The following is a 16,637-nucleotide window of genomic DNA, read 5'->3' on the forward strand; positions in this document are numbered from 1 at the left end:
CCCACGGCACGCCGTGGGCTTTATTGGCAGTCAGTCAGGCTACGCCTTACTGAGGCGAAACTTCAGTTTTAGGTTTGCCGAAGTGCCACTCGTAAACCACGAATTTGAAGTCTTTCAGGTCGCCCTTGGCGTCGAAGCTCAGGTCGCCAGTTGGAGTCTTGAAGGTGCCTGCGTGGATGGCAGCAGCCACTTTTGCAGGGTCTTCGCTCTTGGCGGCAGTGATGCCGTCGGCGATCACTTCCACAGCCGAGTAGGCCGGGAACACGAACGGACCGCTCGGGTCTTCTTTCTTCGCCTTGAACGCGTCAGCCAGGGCAATGTTCGCCGGATCCTGGTCGAAGGATTTCGGCAGGGTTACCAGCAAGCCTTCGGAAGCCTCTTTGGCGATCTGCGAAATGGAGTCGTTACCCACGCCTTCCGGACCCATGAACTTGGCTTTCAAGCCTTTTTCCTGGGATTGACGCAGGATCAGACCCAGCTCTGGGTGGTAGCCGCCGTAGTAGACGAAGTCGACGTTGGCTTGCTTGAGCTTGGAGATCATCGAAGAGAAGTCTTTGTCGCCGGCATTGATGCCTTCGAAAACGGCAACCTTGACGCCTTTGCTTTCCAGGGTTTTCTTCACGGCGGTGGCGATGCCTTCACCGTATTGCTGTTTGTCGTGCAGGACAGCAACGATTTTCGGTTTGACGTGATCGGCGATGTAGTTACCGGCGGCAGGGCCCTGGGCGCTGTCCAGACCGATGGTGCGGAACACCATTTTGTAACCACGGTTGGTGATGTCCGGGCTGGTGGCAGCCGGGGTGATCATGATCACGCCTTCGTCTTCGTAGATGTCCGAAGCCGGTTGGGTGGAGCTGGAGCACAGGTGGCCAACCACGAACTTGACGCCGTCGTTGACGACTTTGTTCGCGACCGCTACCGCTTGTTTTGGATCACAGGCGTCATCGTATTCAACGGCTTCGAGTTTCTTGCCGTCTACGCCGCCTTTGGCGTTGATCTGTTCGATGGCCATTTTGGCGCCACTGAACTGCATGTCGCCGTATTGGGCTACAGGACCGGTTTTAGGGCCGGCGATGCCGATCTTGATGGTGTCAGCTGCGAACGAATGGCTGGCAACCCCGGCCAGAACCATAGCGGCAAACAGTTTGGAAATCTGCTTAGTAGCCTTAGTCATAGTGCTCCACTCTTACTGTTGTAGTTTTTATAGTCCTGGCGCCGTAGCAGCAGAACCGGATCAAATATCTTCGGATATCCTCCGGAAAATGCCCCCGGCAACTGTACCGGTACAGTGTAGAGCGCCGATTGTCAGCCTGGGAAGGCAGCGCCGGGGGGCAAATCCCGAAGGTGTCGCTTTTTTGAAAGAAAAAGACAGAATGGCGGCGGGGGTTAAAGCTGAATTAACAGCAATCCTTGGCTTTCCTGCTCTTTTCAGTCACTAACTCAATTGCATCCGGGTTTTTCTGCCAGACCACCAACGTTATGATGACGTCGATTTCTTTTCCGGACAGGACCCATGACTCAAGAACCTAGCACCCTCTATGCCAAGCTGCTTGGTGAAACCGCATCTATTACGTGGAAAGAGCTGGAGCCCTTCTTCGCCAAGGGTGCCCTATTGTGGGTCGACCCCGGTCTGGATTTGATCGCAGCGGCTGAAGCGGTGGCGACCGATGACGGCGAGAAAGTGGCTGCCTGGCTGGCTGCCGACAACCTCGCCAAGCTGTCTGAAACGCGGGCGCTGGATCTTTTCGAACGTGATCCGCAGCTGTGGGCCGTGGTCGTTTCGCCGTGGATTCTGATCCAGGAAAGGGCGACGAGCTGAGGCTTTGCACCTGTTTGGTGCGCAGCTCTTTTGAGGAAAAGTGTGTAGCCGAGTAGCGTGATGGCATGTTGCCGTAGAGAAAGGCCACAGAAGGGTCTTGGCGAGGGTGACGTGCGCGTAACGGGAACAGTTTATTCAGCAGCCTGATGGCTGCTTAATTGTTTCTGGATGTTGGGATTTGCGGTGGTTCTGATGCCGCCTTCGCGAGCAGGCTCGCTCCCACAGGGTTCGGTGATGAACTTGTGGGAGCGAGCCTGCTCGCGATTGGGGGCGCCGCTGACTAAGCGGTTTTACCGGTGTGGTTGTTAAGCGAAATAACCTTGGTCTTGCCAATCCGGTGACGGTAAATCTCGCGCAGATACTTGATCGCCTTCTTCACGCAGTCCCGCGACAAGCGAATGTCGTTGATCGAGACAAACTTGTCCTTGTCATTGATCAGCTCGCGGTACTTCTTCTCGTACATCGGTTTGATCGCGTACCAGTTGGTGTCGAGGATCTTCGCCGGATTCTCGAATTCGTTCAGCAGGTCGTCGATCCGGTCTTCGTCGAATTCTTCGTTGATGACGAAGTCCAGGATCGAATTGTCCAGGGTTTCATCGAAACGGTACGGGTTTTTCGCAAAGCAACGCTTGATGAACGCCACGATCAGCGTCAGGAAGTCATCCGACAGGCACGGGCTCTTGGCGATCAACGTGGTCAACGACAGGTTGGCCGACGCCCCGATCACCAGTGCATAGCGCTTGAGCGTGGTGTTCGGGAACAGGCTGTTGAGGTGAGTCTTCAACCGGTTCAGGTCCATGTAGGACAGCTTGTAGTCCTTCGGCAGCGAAACGATCGATACAACGGACGAGCAATTCTTGAAGAAATGCAGGTCGTGCAATGCGGCCGCGTCATAGCCGGAGTTCTTGTACTGCTCCAGCGAGGCGCGATAGCGCTTGGACTCGATGGGCAACAAGCTGATGCCTTCGATTGCCTGAGTGACCTTGTTGAAGTGCGGCAGGTCGATGGAGCGGAAGAACAGGTCGTCGATGTTTAAACGCTGCGGTTCTTTGTCGAACACCTTGAATTTGTCGTTGCTCGGCGGCGGGGTTTCCGGCACCACGGACTCGGCGTAGGCAATGGCCACCGGACCGGCCAGACTCATGAACAGGTCGTTGGCGTCCAGGCGGATGGTTTCGCCGATGTCGATGCCGGCGCGACGGAAATAGTTCTGGTCGTAGTCAGTGGTTACCGCCTGCGCCGTCAGAATGTTGAAGATCTGCTGCGAGATGTACTGGTTGGCGTGCTTTTCCATCGCGTTGACGTCGATGTTCTGGATGTTGCCGTCATCACTTTCTTCGGCGTAACGCATGATGTCGTTGGAGATCAGCATCATCGCGTTCCAGGGGCGGATACGGCCCATGACGCTGGCTTCGCTGCTGTCTTCGTTGTCGAAGTTGTAGGAAAAGTCCCACTCTTCCGACAGGTATTTGCACAGCAAGCGACCGGCGTTGATGTGCAGTGCTTCGGACATTTCACTGCGGTGATCGGAAATGTTCGGCAGTACGCAGATACCGCTGGTGAAGATCGGCTCGAAGACAAAGGAATGACCGCTTTTGCTGTCATGTTCGTCCATCGGCTTGGTGTCGAACGTCTTGTTCATGTACGAGTGCTGCTGGGCCAGGCCGAATTCCGAGGCCATGCCCGAACCGGTACCGCCACCGGCACTGAAAATCGAGAAATACAGGCGCGACTGGTTGGCCTTGATGCCGCAGCTGTCGATCAGGTACGAGTGAATCATCTTCCAGTCAGGGCTGGAGAAACGCTGGGTGTCCTTATTCAGGATGATCTTGGCAAGGTACTGACCCAGGATCGGCGCGTTACCGGCGCCACCGGCGTGGACTTCCGACAAGTCCATGATTTTCATTTTGCTGTAGTCGCGCAGAAAGCCGCTCTTTTCGCCTTTGCGCGAGAAGCGGATGCGCCCGGCGATGTCTTTGTCCAGGTCGCCGAGCATCACCAGCGGTTCCACCAGGAACACCGGTTTGGTGCTCTTGTTGGTGCCCAGGCGCAGGTTGTTACGAATCCATTGTGCCGGGCTGTAGCCCTTTTCTGCGTAGCGTTTGTCTGGCGACAGGCGGTCTTCGTTATTGAATTCGTTGAGGTAGAACTTGCGGGCGTTGTACACCAGCTCCGCAACGTCCAGCGCGATGTTCGAACCGCATCGGCCGAGACCGATCAGGCACACCGACGGGAATTCCTGATCACTGTGCTGTTCGCTGTCGCCTTCCAGATGCGGTGGGCGCGGGAACACCATGTCACGCAGGCCGTCGAGGTTATCGAGGATGCGGTCGGTGTTGGTTTCGGTGAAGTACAGATACTGCTGAGTTGCCAACGGACGTGACGGGATCAATGGCTTTGACGATGAGGGGCTGTTCGCCGCTGGGCTCAGTGTCAGATCGGAAACCGCAGTGGCCGGATTATTTTTAGAAGTCATTGGGCGCCATGTACCTGGGCTGATTGGCTCGGCGACAAAGTGTCGTCGAACTTTCACGGAATGGGGTCTCGCGTCTTTTTTCAGCGCGTATTTGGCCCAAGCGTCAGGGCGGTTGCCTGAGCATCGCTAGGGGGAATCCTTTCCTTAGTCATGATGAATCGGCCAATATTCGGCGATCTTTAATCAAAAGGAGGCCAGATAATGGCAACGTTACCTTCGCTCGGCTTTGCCGGGATCGGCCTGATGGGCTTGCCGATGTGCCGGCGTCTGCTGGCAGCGGGTTATCCGCTGACCGTGTGGAACCGCAACCCGGCCAAGTGCACGCCGCTGGTGGAGGCCGGCGCCCGACAAGTGAACACGCCTGCGCAACTGTGCCAGCACGCTGATGTGGTGATGGCGTGCCTGGCGGACACCTCGGTGGTACGTGAGGTGGTTTTTGGCGTGAACGGGGTGGCCGAGGGGGCGAAAAGGGGGCAGTTGCTGGTGGATTTCTCCAGCCTGGAGCCTACGGCCACGCGGGAAATGGCGACGGTGCTTGCCAGTACAACCGGTATGCAATGGCTGGATGCGCCGGTATCCGGCGGCGTGGTCGGTGCGGAAGCTGGCAGCCTGGCCATTATGGTCGGCGGCGACGCGGCAGACCTTGAGCGGGTCAGACCGGTTTTGCTGAGCCTCGGCCAACGAGTGACTCACATGGGAGGCGTCGGAGCAGGGCAGGTGACCAAGGCCTGCAATCAGATGATCGTCGCCTGCAATGCGCTGGTGATCGCCGAAGTCGTGGCATTGGCTGAGCGTTCCGGTGTCGACGCCAGTTTGATCGCCGAAGCCCTGGCCGGCGGTTTTGCCGATTCAAAACCTCTGCAGATCCTCGCCCCGCAAATGGCCGAGAGTCGCTTCGAGCCGGTGAAATGGCATGTCCGCACGTTGCTCAAGGACCTGGACACGGCAGTCAAGTTTTCCCGCGAGCAGGGTTCGGCCACGCCGATCAGTGGACTGGCCGCACAATTGATGCGACTGCATGGGGCCCAGGGATTCCTGGAAAAGGATCCGTCGACGTTAGTGCAGATGTACCGCGAGCCAGGCTCAACGGACTGACCGTGCGCGAATGTTTGCGCTGGTTGATTTCGTTCAGTACCGGTCGCAATTCAGCCAGCGGCACCGGACGACTCAGCAGGTAACCCTGAACGAAGTCGCAGCCGTGGCGTTCGAGAAACTCGTATTGCTCGAACGTTTCGACGCCTTCGGTAACCACCTGTAAATGCAGGGTATGGGCCATGACGATAATGGCCTGGACAATCTCCATGTCCTGGGTGGCCATGGGAATGTCCTGGATGAACGAGCGGTCGATTTTCAGCGTGTTGAGTGGCAGGCGCTTGAGGTAGGCCAGGGACGAATAACCGGTGCCGAAGTCGTCGATCGACAGCGACACGCCGAGCGCACGAATCTGGCGCAGTAACACCAGGGTATTGGTGATGTTGTCCATCAGCGCATTCTCGGTCACTTCCAGTTCCAGCCGCTGCGGCGCCACCCCCGAGATCCGCAGCGCCTGTTCGATTTCATCGGCCAGCTCTTCACGCCCCAGGTTCAAGGGCGAGCAATTCACCGCAATCTTGAGTTCCTCGCAGCCTTGGCGCGACAACTCGCCCAAGTCCTCACACGCCTTGCGCAGCACCCAATTGTCCAGCTCGGCGATCAGCCCGTTGGTCTCGGCGATGGCGAGGAATCGATCCGGAGCAAGTAATCCATGGATCGGGTGATGCCAGCGTATCAGCGCTTCAAGCTTGCTGACCTGACCGGTTTTCAAGTCATAGATTGGTTGGTAATACAGTTCTAGCTCACTGTTTTCGCGCAAGGCGTGGCGTAACTCTTCCTCCAGTTGCAGCTCCAGCGTGGCGCGGGTTTTCAGGGTTGCATTGAAGAAATGCAGGCCGTTGCGGCCACTGTCCTTGGACTGATACAACGCCAGGTCGGCGTTTTTCAACAGCTCTTCACACGTCTTGCCGTCCTCCGGAAACACACTGATACCGATGCTGGTGGTCATGACCACGCGTCGCCCGGCCAACTCGATGGGCTCCTTCATTTTCAATAGGATGCGCTGGGCCATGTGCCGTGCTTCTTCGCGATCTTGAAGACTGATGAGCAGACAAAATTCGTCTCCGCCAAGGCGCGCCACCACATCGTCATGACTGCGCACCGAGCTCTTGATGTGGCTGGCGAGGACTTTGAGCAGGTCATCACCGGCATCGTGGCCGAGGCTGTCGTTGATGCGCTTGAAGTGATCGATGTCCAAAAACAGCACCGCCAGCATGCCGCCCTCGTGGGTCTTCTCGATGAGCCTCTCGGCAAAGAGCTGGTTGAAGCCACGCCGATTGATCAGGTTGGTCAAGGCGTCGTAATGCGCAACCTGTTGCAGTGACATGCGCGCCTGGTCCAGTTGACTGAGCAGCGCGTTGACCCGTTGCAGATCGCGCTCTTTGTGTTGCAGCTTCTTGTCCGCCATGGCGGCGCTGATGCTGCTGCCAATGATCAGTAGCGTCATGGTCGCCACTGTCAGGCCCAGTTGCAGGTGATTGCTTTCGCCGGGTGGCAGCTGAAGGCTGTCGACGGGCAGTACCAGATTGAAGGCCGCCATGCCGATGAAATGCACGCTGATAATGCCTGCCCCAAGCACCAGGCCGGCGCTGTATTTGAGCAGTTGATGGAACAGGCCGCTACCCTCGTGCAAATGGCTGTATATCAACAGGGCTGCAAGGCTGGCGCCTATTGCGATCACGATGGAGAGGGTGAAGAGCGCCGGTTGGTAATAGACCACTGCACTCGAATGCATGGCGCTCATGCCGACGTGATGCGTGGCGGCAATGCCCAGGCCAATCCAGATCGACGCCTTGAGGCACTGCCAAAAGCTCGGGCCAGGATGGCTGAGGGTATGCATTAACAGCCACGAGGCGAGCAGGGCGATCAACAACGAAAGGAGCGAGACGGGCAGTTCGTAATGAGTATCGACAGGCGCTTGAAACGCCAGCATGCCGATGAAATACATGGCCCAGATCCCGCCCGCCAGGCATCCGGCACCGACCCAGCGCCAAAGGAGTTGGGCGGCGGCCTTTTCGGCGTGCCAGACCCGTTCAACCATGTGCAGTGTGGCAAAGCTGCCGGCACAGGCGACCACATAAGCCAGTAGGAGCAACAGCGGATCATGTGAGCAATCGAGTATTACCAGCCCGCTCTTTGGAAGCTCGGTAATGAAATGCAGACCAAGCCACTCCATAGCACGCCCCGTCATTACACCATGGTCGGCGCCAAGAACGCTGGCGAATGCTTTGGAGTATAGAGGCCATGCATGGAGTGCAAGCGGTGGTGGCACATTGGCACTAACCATTTTGGCATTAGCTTAATAGCGTTTAGTGCTAAGCCCTAAGCGCTCTGTCCGTGCAGCGCTTCGAACTCGGGTTGCAGGGCGGGTAGCCCGAACGCTGCCCGTGCGGCATCACAATCCACATTCGCCTCGCCATTGGCCCAAGAAGCGTCGAACTCCCGGCAGGTGCTGGAGCGCTTGTCGTAAATAGAGCACTGCACGGTGCTGCCGACTTCACCCACCAGTGCGACGCAACGAGTGGGTTTGCAGTCGGTGCCGAGCATGGCGACCCGGCTGGGGCTGATAGGCGCGACCAGTTCGTCGGGCACCGTCCCCCCGGCCGAGGTGCATTCACCCCAAAAAAAGGACACGCGAAAATGAGAACAGCAGGCACCGCAATTCAGACACGGACTGGCTTCGGACATGGGCGATTATCAAAGGAGGGATGGGGGCAACGGTGGGTCAGACAAGGCCGCTATTCTAGGCTTCGCCTTGGGCATTGGAAGGGGGGGCGACAGGTTTTTTACCAACACCTGTGGGAGCGAGCCTGCTCGCGAAGCGTCCGGCACATTCAATACAGATGGCGACGCGTCCACCGCCTTCGCGAGCAGGCTCGCTCCCACAGTTTTGCGCAAGGCACGATGAGCTGATATCAGGCTGACGAATGATGACAGACAGGCTGGCCGTGGCTGACTAGATTGCAGATTCCGGGGGCAGTGAAGCCTCATAACAATAAAAAGAGATGGACCCATGCAGAACTCGACCCAAGCGGCGAATGCCTGGCGCATTTTGTTCCTGCTGTTCCTCGCCAACCTGTTCAACTTTTTCGATCGCACCATCCCCGCCATCATCATCGAGCCGATCCGCATGGAATGGCACCTCAGCGACTTTCAGCTGGGGATCATCGGTACGGCATTCACCATTGTCTACGCCATCGCCGGCCTGCCGCTGGGGCGGATGGCCGATACCGGTTCGCGCAGCAAATTGATGGGCTGGGGGCTCGCGGTGTGGAGCGGGCTCACGGCAGTCAACGGGCTGGTGGGCAGCTTCTGGAGTTTCCTGATCGTGCGCATGGGCATCGGCATCGGTGAAGCCAGTTACGCACCGGCCGCCAACTCGCTGATCGGCGACCTGTTCCCGGCCCACCGTCGCGCGCGGGCGATGGGTATCTTCATGCTGGGCCTGCCATTAGGCTTGTTGCTGGCGTTTTTCACCATCGGCTGGATGGTCAAGGCCTTCGATAGCTGGCGTGCGCCGTTTTTCATCGCCGCGGTGCCGGGGCTGATCCTGGCGATCTTCATGTTCTTCATCAAGGAGCCGAAACGCGGCGCGGCGGAAAGCGTGCAGGTTTCCCAGGAACGCGTAGATCGGCCGATCCGTCGCGTGCTGGCCGTGCCGACGTTCCTGTGGCTGGTGATGGCGGGGCTGTGCTTCAACTTCGCCACGTATGCCTGCAACTCGTTTCTGGTGCCGATGCTGCAACGTTACTTCCTGATGCCGTTGCAGGACGCCGCGGTCGCAACGGGAATGATCGTTGGCGTGACCGGGCTGTTCGGCCTGACGCTCGGTGGTTGGGTCGCTGACAAGATTCACCAGCGGGTGGCCAATGGCCGACTGCTGTTTGCGGCGTTCAGCCTGATCATCTCGACCCTGTGCACGGCCTGGGCGTTGCATTCCGGGCGAATCGAGATCGGGGTGTTTGTGGCGTTGTTCAGTGCGGGTTGGTTGTTTGCCTACAACTTCTATACCTGCGTCTACACGGCGATCCAGGACGTGGTCGAGCCGCGGTTGCGGGCGACGGCGATGGCGCTGTTCTTTGCCGGGCTGTATTTGCTGGGCGGCGGCTTGGGGCCGGTGGTGGTGGGTGGACTGTCCGATCACTTTGCGCACATGGCAATGCTGGAGGCCGGTGCCGGGCAAATGACCGAGGCGTTCAAGGCTGTCGGCCTGCATGACGCGATGTACCTGATCCCGGTGGCGCTGTTTCTTACGATGGTGTTTCTGTTTTTGGCATCGCGGTGTTTTGTGCGGGATGCGAAGCGGATGAAGGAAGGGTTGGTGGCGGTGGTTGAGCCTGGGGGTTGTGTGGCGACGGCGTAATCGCCATCGCGAGCAGGCTCGCTCCCACACCGACCAATCCCTGTGGGAGCGAGCCTGCTCGCGAAGGGGGCATCAGCAACACCACAACACTGAAGCAAACAAAAAAGGCCCGCATCGCTGCGGGCCTTTTGTTTTAGCGGGCTGGAGGAGGGCGATTAACCCGCCACCAACACCCGAATCGCTTCCAGTCGCAACGCAGCTTTGTCCAACATGGCCAAGCCTTGCTCGCGCTGTTTGCGCAGGGCAACCAGTTCGCTGTCGCGTACGGTCGGGTTGACCGCTTGCAACGCGGTCAGGCGCGCCAGCTCTTCGTCGGTATCGGCTGCCAGGCGACGCTGTGCCTCTGCCACGCGTTCGGCGTGCCGCGGGAAAATCTTGTCTTCGCCAGCATTGATTCGAGGGGTCAGCTGATCGCGCTGGGCCTGGATGAACTTGTTGGCGCTGGCGCGAGGCACGCTTTCCAGTTGATCGTTCAGCGTCTCGAACGACACCCGGGCCGACAAGTCATTGCCATTGGCATCGAGCAGGCAGCGCAGGGCCGCCGGTGGCAGGTAACGGCCCAGTTGCAGCGAACGCGGGGCAACCACTTCGCTGACGTAGAGCAGTTCCAGCAACACCGTGCCAGGCTTCAGTGCCTTGTTCTTGATCAGCGCCACGGCGGTGTTGCCCATCGAGCCGGACAAGACCAGGTCCATGCCGCCTTGAACCATCGGGTGTTCCCAGGTGATGAACTGCATGTCTTCGCGAGACAGCGCCTGGTTGCGGTCGTAGGTGATGGTCACGCCTTCGTCGTCGCCCAGCGGGAAGCTGGCGTCGAGCATTTTTTCGCTCGGCTTGAGGATCAGCGCGTTTTCCGAATGGTCTTCACTGTCGATACCGAAGGCGTCGAACAGGGTTTCCATGTAAATCGGCAGTGCAAACTGGTCGTCTTGCTCGAGAATGTCCTCGACCAGCGCATCACCTTCGCCAGCGCCGCCGGAGTTGAGCTCCAGCAAACGGTCGCGGCCGGTGTGCAGCTCGGCTTCCAGACGCTCACGCTCGGCGCGGGCTTCGTCGATCAGCGCTTGCCACTCGCCATCGTCAGCGTTTTCCAGCAGCGGCAGCAGGCGCGGGCCGAACTGATGCTGCAGCGCGTTGCCGGTCGGGCAGGTGTTGAGAAATGCGTTCAACGCTTCGTGATACCACTGGAACAGGCGCTGTTGCGGGCTGGTTTCCAGGTACGGCACGTGCAGTTCGATGATGTGTTTTTGGCCGATACGGTCCAGACGACCGATACGCTGTTCCAGCAGGTCCGGGTGCGATGGCAGATCGAACAGCACCAAGTGGTGAGAGAACTGGAAGTTGCGACCTTCACTGCCGATTTCCGAGCAGATCAGTACTTGTGCGCCAAATTCTTCGTCGGCGAAATAAGCGGCGGCGCGGTCGCGCTCGAGGATGTTCATGCCTTCGTGGAACACCGTGGCCGGAATGCCGGAACGCACGCGCAGGGCGTCTTCCAGGTCCATGGCAGTTTCAGCGTGGGCGCAGATCACCAGCACTTTGGTGCGCTTGAGCATCTTCAGCGTGTCGATCAGCCACTCGACGCGTGGATCGAATTTCCACCAGCGCTCTTCTTCGTTGGCGTCCGGCTGGGCCTGGAAGCTGACTTCCGGGTACAGCTCGGCATGATCGCCCAACGGCAGTTCGAGGTATTCGTCCGGGCACGGCAACGGGTACGGGTGCAGTTTGCGCTCCGGGAACCCCTGCACGGCAGCGCGGGTGTTGCGAAACAGCACGCGGCCGGTGCCATGGCGGTCGAGCAATTCGCGGACCAGGCGGGCGCTGGCTTCGGTGTCGCCATCGTTCACGGCGGTCAGCAAGGCTTCGCCTTCGTTGCCGAGGAAGCCATGAATGGTCTTGTGCGCTTCAGGCGACAGGCGCCCTTTGTCCAATAGCTCCTGAACGGCTTCGGCCACCGGGCGATAGTTTTCGCTCTCGGCACGGAAGGCGTGCAGGTCATGGAAACGGTTCGGATCGAGCAGGCGCAGACGGGCGAAGTGGCTGTCCTGACCCAGTTGTTCCGGGGTGGCGGTCAGCAGCAATACGCCCGGGATCGTTTCAGCAAGCTGCTCGACCAGGGTGTACTCAGGGCTGGCCTTGTCTTCGTGCCACACCAGGTGGTGCGCTTCGTCGACGACCAGCAAATCCCAACCGGCGGCGAACAGCGCGTCCTGGGCCTTCTCGTCGTCCACCAGCCATTCCAGTGCAACCAGCGCGAGCTGAGTGTCTTCGAACGGGTTGGCGGCATCGCTTTCGATAAAGCGCTCTTCGTCGAACAACGCGACTTGCAGGTTGAAGCGACGGCGCATCTCGACCAGCCACTGGTGCTGAAGGTTCTCCGGAACCAGGATCAGCACGCGGTTGGCGCGGCCCGAGAGCAGTTGGCGGTGGATGACCAGGCCGGCTTCGATGGTTTTACCCAGGCCCACTTCGTCAGCCAGCAAAACCCGTGGGGCAATGCGGTCGGCGACTTCACGGGCAATGTGTAACTGGTGCGCGATCGGTTGCGCACGCACGCCGCCCAGGCCCCACAGCGAGGACTGCAATTGGCGGCTGGTGTGCTCAAGCGTGTGATAACGCAGGGAGAACCATGCCAGCGGGTCGATCTGGCCGGCGAAGAGACGGTCACTGGCCAGACGGAACTGAATGAAGTTCGACAGTTGGGTTTCCGGCAGGGTCACCCCTTCGTTCTGCGCGTTGAGGCCGTGGTAGACCAGCAGGCCGTCGACGTCGTCGACTTCCTGTACGGTCAGTTTCCAGCCTTCGAAATGCGTGATCGAGTCGCCCGGCGAAAATCGCACGCGCGTGAGGGGTGCATTTCGCAGCGCGTACTGGCGAGTGTCGCCAGTGGCCGGATAGAGCACGGTCAACAAGCGGCCGTCCTGTGCCAGAACGGTGCCTAAACCCAGCTCGGCTTCGCTGTCACTGATCCAGCGTTGCCCCGGTTGATACTGCTGCGCCATGCTGCCTGACTCCCACCTTGAAAAAGCGGGCTATCTTAACGGAATGAGGGCAGCAGGGCCAAAGGATTACTCGTGTAGGAGCGAGCTCGCTCGCGAAGCACGTTAACGATGACGAGGGCTGCCTGGGTGTACGCGGTGCCCTGACGTTCTTCGCCAGCGAGCTCGCTCCTACACCTACAGTGTGCACCCGGTCACAGTTTGCGACCGATGGCTCAAGTCGCCATCCCTACAGCCGACAGCCTGCTGACAGGAGAACCAAAAATATGCTGCTTCCGATGCTCCCTTTGAGTGCCGTGCCGATCACATCCCAGCACGACCCGGTCCGCCAGCGTCCGGATATTCCGCCGGTGGTAGCGGTGCAGGAAAACTCCAACGAAAGCACCATCGACCTGCAACAGCGTAATCCGGAAGAAGCGGCGTTTCAGCTGCGCGAAGAACAGCGCCGCCAGCAGGAGCGGCAGCGGCGTCGTCGTGAAGCCGATGAGGATCCGCAGGAGCACCTGGCGATTCCCGGTGACGAGCTGAATGCCGACAATACCGTGCCGGTGGCGCCGCTGATGGAGGATCAGCCGCGTCAGGGGTTGTGGGTCGATATTCAGATTTGAGGGGGTGGCTGGTCAGCGCTGCCGTCAGACTGCATTATTGCGACAAACCTGCCAAACGATGTACTGAGTACCATGAGCCAAGACGACAAGCTGATCGATCTCAATTCTGAACGCGCCAAGCGGGTTCATGACCTTAATGAAAAGCGCCTGAATGAAGTACGCCAGGCATTCGAGCAGGCCATGCCGTTGGGCAAAGCCAAGAAAAAGCCGAAAAACAAACCGAAAAAGCGTTGATGCATCCAGCATCGGTTGATGCTGGTCAGTTATTTCCCCTTCTATAAGCCCATTCTCGGGCGATATTGACCCTGGTCAATTTTTTCTCCTGCCTGATTGGTTAACTTAGCCCTATCGCAACAGGGCAAGTGCAGGAGGCTAGTCATGTTTTTCGACAACGTGGTGATCGCCGGAGTGCTGACTGTCAGCCTCATGGTTCTGTTTTTTGCTGGGTTTGGATTTTTTATCTGGAAGGATTCACATAAGCGCAAACCGTAGATCTTTCTGGATGTAATGAGCACGCAAGGCATTTTGGGCAACTTCGGTTGCCCTTTTTTTTGCCTGAAAATCTGTCTGGCAAAACAGAACCCTGTGGGAGCGAGCTTGCTCGCGATGGCGGCCTGTTAGCCAACATGGATGTTGAATGTTATGGCCTCATCGCGAGCAAGCTCGCTCCCACAGGGGATTTGTGGTGTCTGGAAGAAAACAGGTACAAAAAAGGCGCGAACCTCACGGAACGCGCCTTTTTTAATTGCAGCTACTATCAGCTACCCAATGCCTTCGATGCCAGCCAGAAAAGGCCGGCCGACAGGGCCACTGTGGCTGGCAAGGTCAGGACCCAGGCCAGCAGGATGGTTTTGACAGTGCCGCCTTGCAGGCCGCTTTTGTTGGCAACCATGGTGCCGGCCACACCCGAAGACAGGACGTGGGTGGTGGACACCGGCAGGCTGAAGATGTTGGCCAGGCCGATCATGCCCGCAGTGGTGATCTGGGCCGACATGCCTTGTGCGTACGTCATGCCTTGCTTGCCGATCTTCTCACCGATGGTCAGTACCACACGCTTCCAGCCAACCATGGTGCCCAGGCCGAGTGCCAGGGCGACCGCCAGAATCACCCAGAACGGGGCGTACTCGGTGGTGGTGGTCAGGTCTTTGCGCAGTTTGTCCAGGTCAGATTTTTCACGGGCTGCCAGGGTAGGTAATTTGCTGACTTTCTTCGCGGTGTCATCCAGGCAAAGCAGGTAGCGACGCACTTCGATGCGGCTTTCCGACGACAGCGAGTGATAGTCGGCTACACCTTTGAGGGTGTCGAGCAGGGCGCTGATGGTCGGTTCGGTCTGTTGCGGGTTGCAACGGAATTTCTCCGGCAAATCGCCTTCCACGCTTTTGCCCAGCGCCAGGAATTCACCCAGGGTGTCGGCATTTCGCTTGTAGAACTGGCTCAGGTGCAGGGTTGCGTCGCGAGTCCGTTCGATCTGATAAGTCGTGCTGCTCAGGTCAAGTACAAACTGCGCCGGCACAATACCGATCAAGACCAACATGATCAGGCCAATACCTTTCTGGCCATCATTGGAACCGTGCACGAAGCTCACGGCCATGGCCGAGATCACCAGCACCAGTCGATTCCAGAACGGCGGGTGCTTCTTGTCGTCGAGCTTGCGACGCTGGTCTGGCGTCTTGTGCATCTTGGACAGTGGGCGCCACCATTTAAGGCCGACCAGTATCAACCCGGCAACAATGAAGCCGGCTATTGGCGAGAACACCAGGGAAGCACCGATATCAATCGCTTTCTGCCAGTTCACGCCATCGGCCAACGGGATGTCATTGATCAAGGCGTTCGCCAGGCCGACACCGAGGATTGAACCGATCAAGGTGTGGGAGCTGGAAGCCGGGATACCGAAGTACCAGGTGCCCAGGTTCCAGGTAATAGCGGCGGCGAGCAACGAGAACACCATGGCCAGCCCGTGACCGGTGTTTACATTGATCAGCAGCTCTACCGGCAGCAGGTGGACGATGGCATACGCCACGCCAACACCGCCCAGCAGCACCCCGAGAAAGTTGAACACACCGGAAAAGAACACCGCCAGATGAGGTGGCATGGCTTTGGTGTAGATAACAGTGGCAACCGCGTTAGCGGTGTCATGAAAGCCGTTGATGAACTCGAAGGCGAGGACAAAGGCCAGGGCGAGCAAGAGGCTCACAAGCACCCAAGCATCCAGTCCGCTGAATAAATCGATCATGAAGGTTTTCTGACCCGGTCGTAAGGGGGCGCGATTATGCCAGAAAAGACTGGAAATCGATGCACTTGCTGCTCGTCGGTAACATTCTTCAATGAATTAATTTGTGGCGAGACCCTAAGCCCGAGGTTTTTTACGGGATTTGCAAGTCATTGAATCCAGTTGGAAAGACCACAGGCACAAGGGATTCTCTCAGGCGCGAGAGGCTGAACGCTTGTGTGAAATATCCGAGAAGAGGGTCGGACATCAGCCTATTACCTCATGTTATGAGTGAGGCGGCCGCTGCCCGCTGGTAGCGGGCGCGAAAAGCATAGTCGTTATCTCCCCGCTTTTAACGGGTGCCGACGCAGTCCCTTGAAAGGATTCAGGCCGAAGCGGTCAGGGCTCTTCGGCTTTGAGTTCCTTTTCCATCTTCTGCAATTCCTGGGTAAAAGCCTGATCCTGAACAGTGGCACGTTTGCGCCAGGGTTTGCGTTCCGGTTCTGGCTGAGCGGCGTAGGTGGTGACTTCCCCGCCGTAAACTTCCTTGTAACGTTGTTCCTGGCGCTCAAGTTCCGCGCGCAGTTCGTCTTTCGTCACAGTGCTACCTGATTGAGTTGAGATTAATTCTGGTGAAACGCGCTGCATCAAATCTATTGACCACGTTCGTCGAGAGGACAAAGCCCGCAAAGACATCATTTTTCGGCAGTGCAATCAATACTTCCATGTTGCAGGCGGCCACGACACCAGAGATGAATAGCTGACGCAGCATCAGTTTCCTGTTTCAGCGAGCGCAATGGCGGAGCATATGAAATGAGCGTCAGGCGCTTGCTGCGGGCAGCAACGATGGAACATCGCGCTGCCGGGTGGCGGAATCGGCAATAAAAAACCGGGGCCACTGAGTTGCATTATAGCGGTCGATTCGAAGAACACTATCTCCAAAGAGTTAAAAGTAGATCTTGATGTGTGATTGTTTTGTGAACCGTAACTTTTACGGCTAACTAGGGTTGCACAGTGAAGCCACTTTGCAATGATGTCTTTCTGGCGCCAATCAATCTCTCAACTTGGGAC

14 protein-coding genes are annotated in these 16,637 nt (G+C 58.1%); 6 read left to right on the forward strand and 8 right to left on the reverse strand.

Features of this window, described 5'->3' with window-relative positions; genetic code table 11:
* Nucleotides 1–46 precede the first annotated feature (46 nt).
* On the reverse strand, nt 47–1,174 hold the full coding sequence (locus AC1MDT_RS28060) for a branched-chain amino acid ABC transporter substrate-binding protein (protein ID WP_480419922.1): 1,128 nt from the start codon (nt 1,172–1,174) through the stop codon (nt 47–49).
* A gap of 339 nt (nt 1,175–1,513) precedes the next feature.
* On the opposite strand from AC1MDT_RS28060, the gene AC1MDT_RS28065 reads away from it, so the two are divergent.
* Nucleotides 1,514–1,819 carry a DUF2288 domain-containing protein gene (locus AC1MDT_RS28065; protein WP_480419923.1) on the forward strand — a complete coding sequence of 102 codons (306 nt, stop codon included), beginning with the start codon at nt 1,514–1,516 and terminating at the stop codon, nt 1,817–1,819.
* A 280-nt stretch (nt 1,820–2,099) separates the two neighbouring features.
* On the opposite strand, the gene AC1MDT_RS28070 is transcribed toward AC1MDT_RS28065, so the two are convergent.
* Nucleotides 2,100–4,295, reverse strand: coding sequence for a hypothetical protein (locus AC1MDT_RS28070; protein WP_480419924.1), 2,196 nt, complete (start codon nt 4,293–4,295; stop codon nt 2,100–2,102).
* 198 nt (nt 4,296–4,493) lie between these two features.
* Here AC1MDT_RS28070 and AC1MDT_RS28075 point away from each other — a divergent pair, with 198 nt between their 5' ends.
* Nucleotides 4,494–5,390, forward strand: coding sequence for an NAD(P)-dependent oxidoreductase (locus AC1MDT_RS28075; protein WP_480422876.1), 897 nt, complete (start codon nt 4,494–4,496; stop codon nt 5,388–5,390).
* On the opposite strand, the gene AC1MDT_RS28080 is transcribed toward AC1MDT_RS28075, so the two are convergent.
* Nucleotides 5,281–7,563 carry a putative bifunctional diguanylate cyclase/phosphodiesterase gene (locus tag AC1MDT_RS28080; protein WP_480419925.1) on the reverse strand — a complete coding sequence of 761 codons (2,283 nt, stop codon included), beginning with the start codon at nt 7,561–7,563 and terminating at the stop codon, nt 5,281–5,283. The two genes, AC1MDT_RS28075 and AC1MDT_RS28080, sit on opposite strands and share 110 nt — an antisense overlap.
* A gap of 146 nt (nt 7,564–7,709) precedes the next feature.
* Complete coding sequence (locus tag AC1MDT_RS28085) at nt 7,710–8,075, reverse strand: YkgJ family cysteine cluster protein (protein ID WP_480419926.1); 366 nt, start codon at nt 8,073–8,075, stop codon at nt 7,710–7,712.
* Between the two features lie 325 nt (nt 8,076–8,400).
* Here AC1MDT_RS28085 and AC1MDT_RS28090 point away from each other — a divergent pair, with 325 nt between their 5' ends.
* Nucleotides 8,401–9,750 carry a spinster family MFS transporter gene (locus AC1MDT_RS28090; protein WP_480419927.1) on the forward strand — a complete coding sequence of 450 codons (1,350 nt, stop codon included), beginning with the start codon at nt 8,401–8,403 and terminating at the stop codon, nt 9,748–9,750.
* A gap of 155 nt (nt 9,751–9,905) precedes the next feature.
* On the opposite strand, the gene rapA is transcribed toward AC1MDT_RS28090, so the two are convergent.
* Entirely contained in the window at nt 9,906–12,752 is a 2,847-nt protein-coding gene (rapA, locus tag AC1MDT_RS28095) for an RNA polymerase-associated protein RapA (protein ID WP_480419928.1), read from the reverse strand.
* 263 nt (nt 12,753–13,015) lie between these two features.
* On the opposite strand from rapA, the gene AC1MDT_RS28100 reads away from it, so the two are divergent.
* The 3 genes from AC1MDT_RS28100 to ccoM all read left to right on the forward strand — a co-directional run bounded on the left by AC1MDT_RS28100 (nt 13,016) and on the right by ccoM (nt 13,849).
* Nucleotides 13,016–13,357, forward strand: a complete 342-nt coding sequence (locus AC1MDT_RS28100; RefSeq protein WP_480419929.1) for an aspartate-semialdehyde dehydrogenase — start codon at nt 13,016–13,018, stop codon at nt 13,355–13,357.
* Between the two features lie 72 nt (nt 13,358–13,429).
* Nucleotides 13,430–13,591, forward strand: a complete 162-nt coding sequence (locus tag AC1MDT_RS28105; RefSeq protein ID WP_007935839.1) for a hypothetical protein — start codon at nt 13,430–13,432, stop codon at nt 13,589–13,591.
* 144 nt (nt 13,592–13,735) lie between these two features.
* A complete protein-coding gene (ccoM, locus tag AC1MDT_RS28110) occupies nt 13,736–13,849 on the forward strand; it encodes a cytochrome c oxidase subunit CcoM (RefSeq protein WP_342214916.1) in 114 nt (37 codons plus the stop codon).
* 265 nt (nt 13,850–14,114) lie between these two features.
* Here ccoM and AC1MDT_RS28115 read toward each other — a convergent pair whose 3' ends face one another.
* The 3 genes from AC1MDT_RS28115 to AC1MDT_RS28125 form a co-directional block, all read right to left on the reverse strand.
* Nucleotides 14,115–15,590: an inorganic phosphate transporter gene (locus AC1MDT_RS28115; protein ID WP_480419930.1), complete on the reverse strand. Its 1,476-nt coding sequence runs from the start codon at nt 15,588–15,590 to the stop codon at nt 14,115–14,117.
* Between the two features lie 375 nt (nt 15,591–15,965).
* The gene (locus AC1MDT_RS28120) at nt 15,966–16,166 is read right to left on the reverse strand and encodes a hypothetical protein (protein WP_007935837.1); all 201 of its coding nucleotides are present in this window, start codon (nt 16,164–16,166) and stop codon (nt 15,966–15,968) included.
* 4 nt (nt 16,167–16,170) lie between these two features.
* On the reverse strand, nt 16,171–16,338 hold the full coding sequence (locus AC1MDT_RS28125) for a hypothetical protein (protein ID WP_480419931.1): 168 nt from the start codon (nt 16,336–16,338) through the stop codon (nt 16,171–16,173).
* Between the last annotated feature and the right edge of the window lie 299 nt (nt 16,339–16,637).

The organism is Pseudomonas sp. ASL7 (assembly GCF_056680375.1).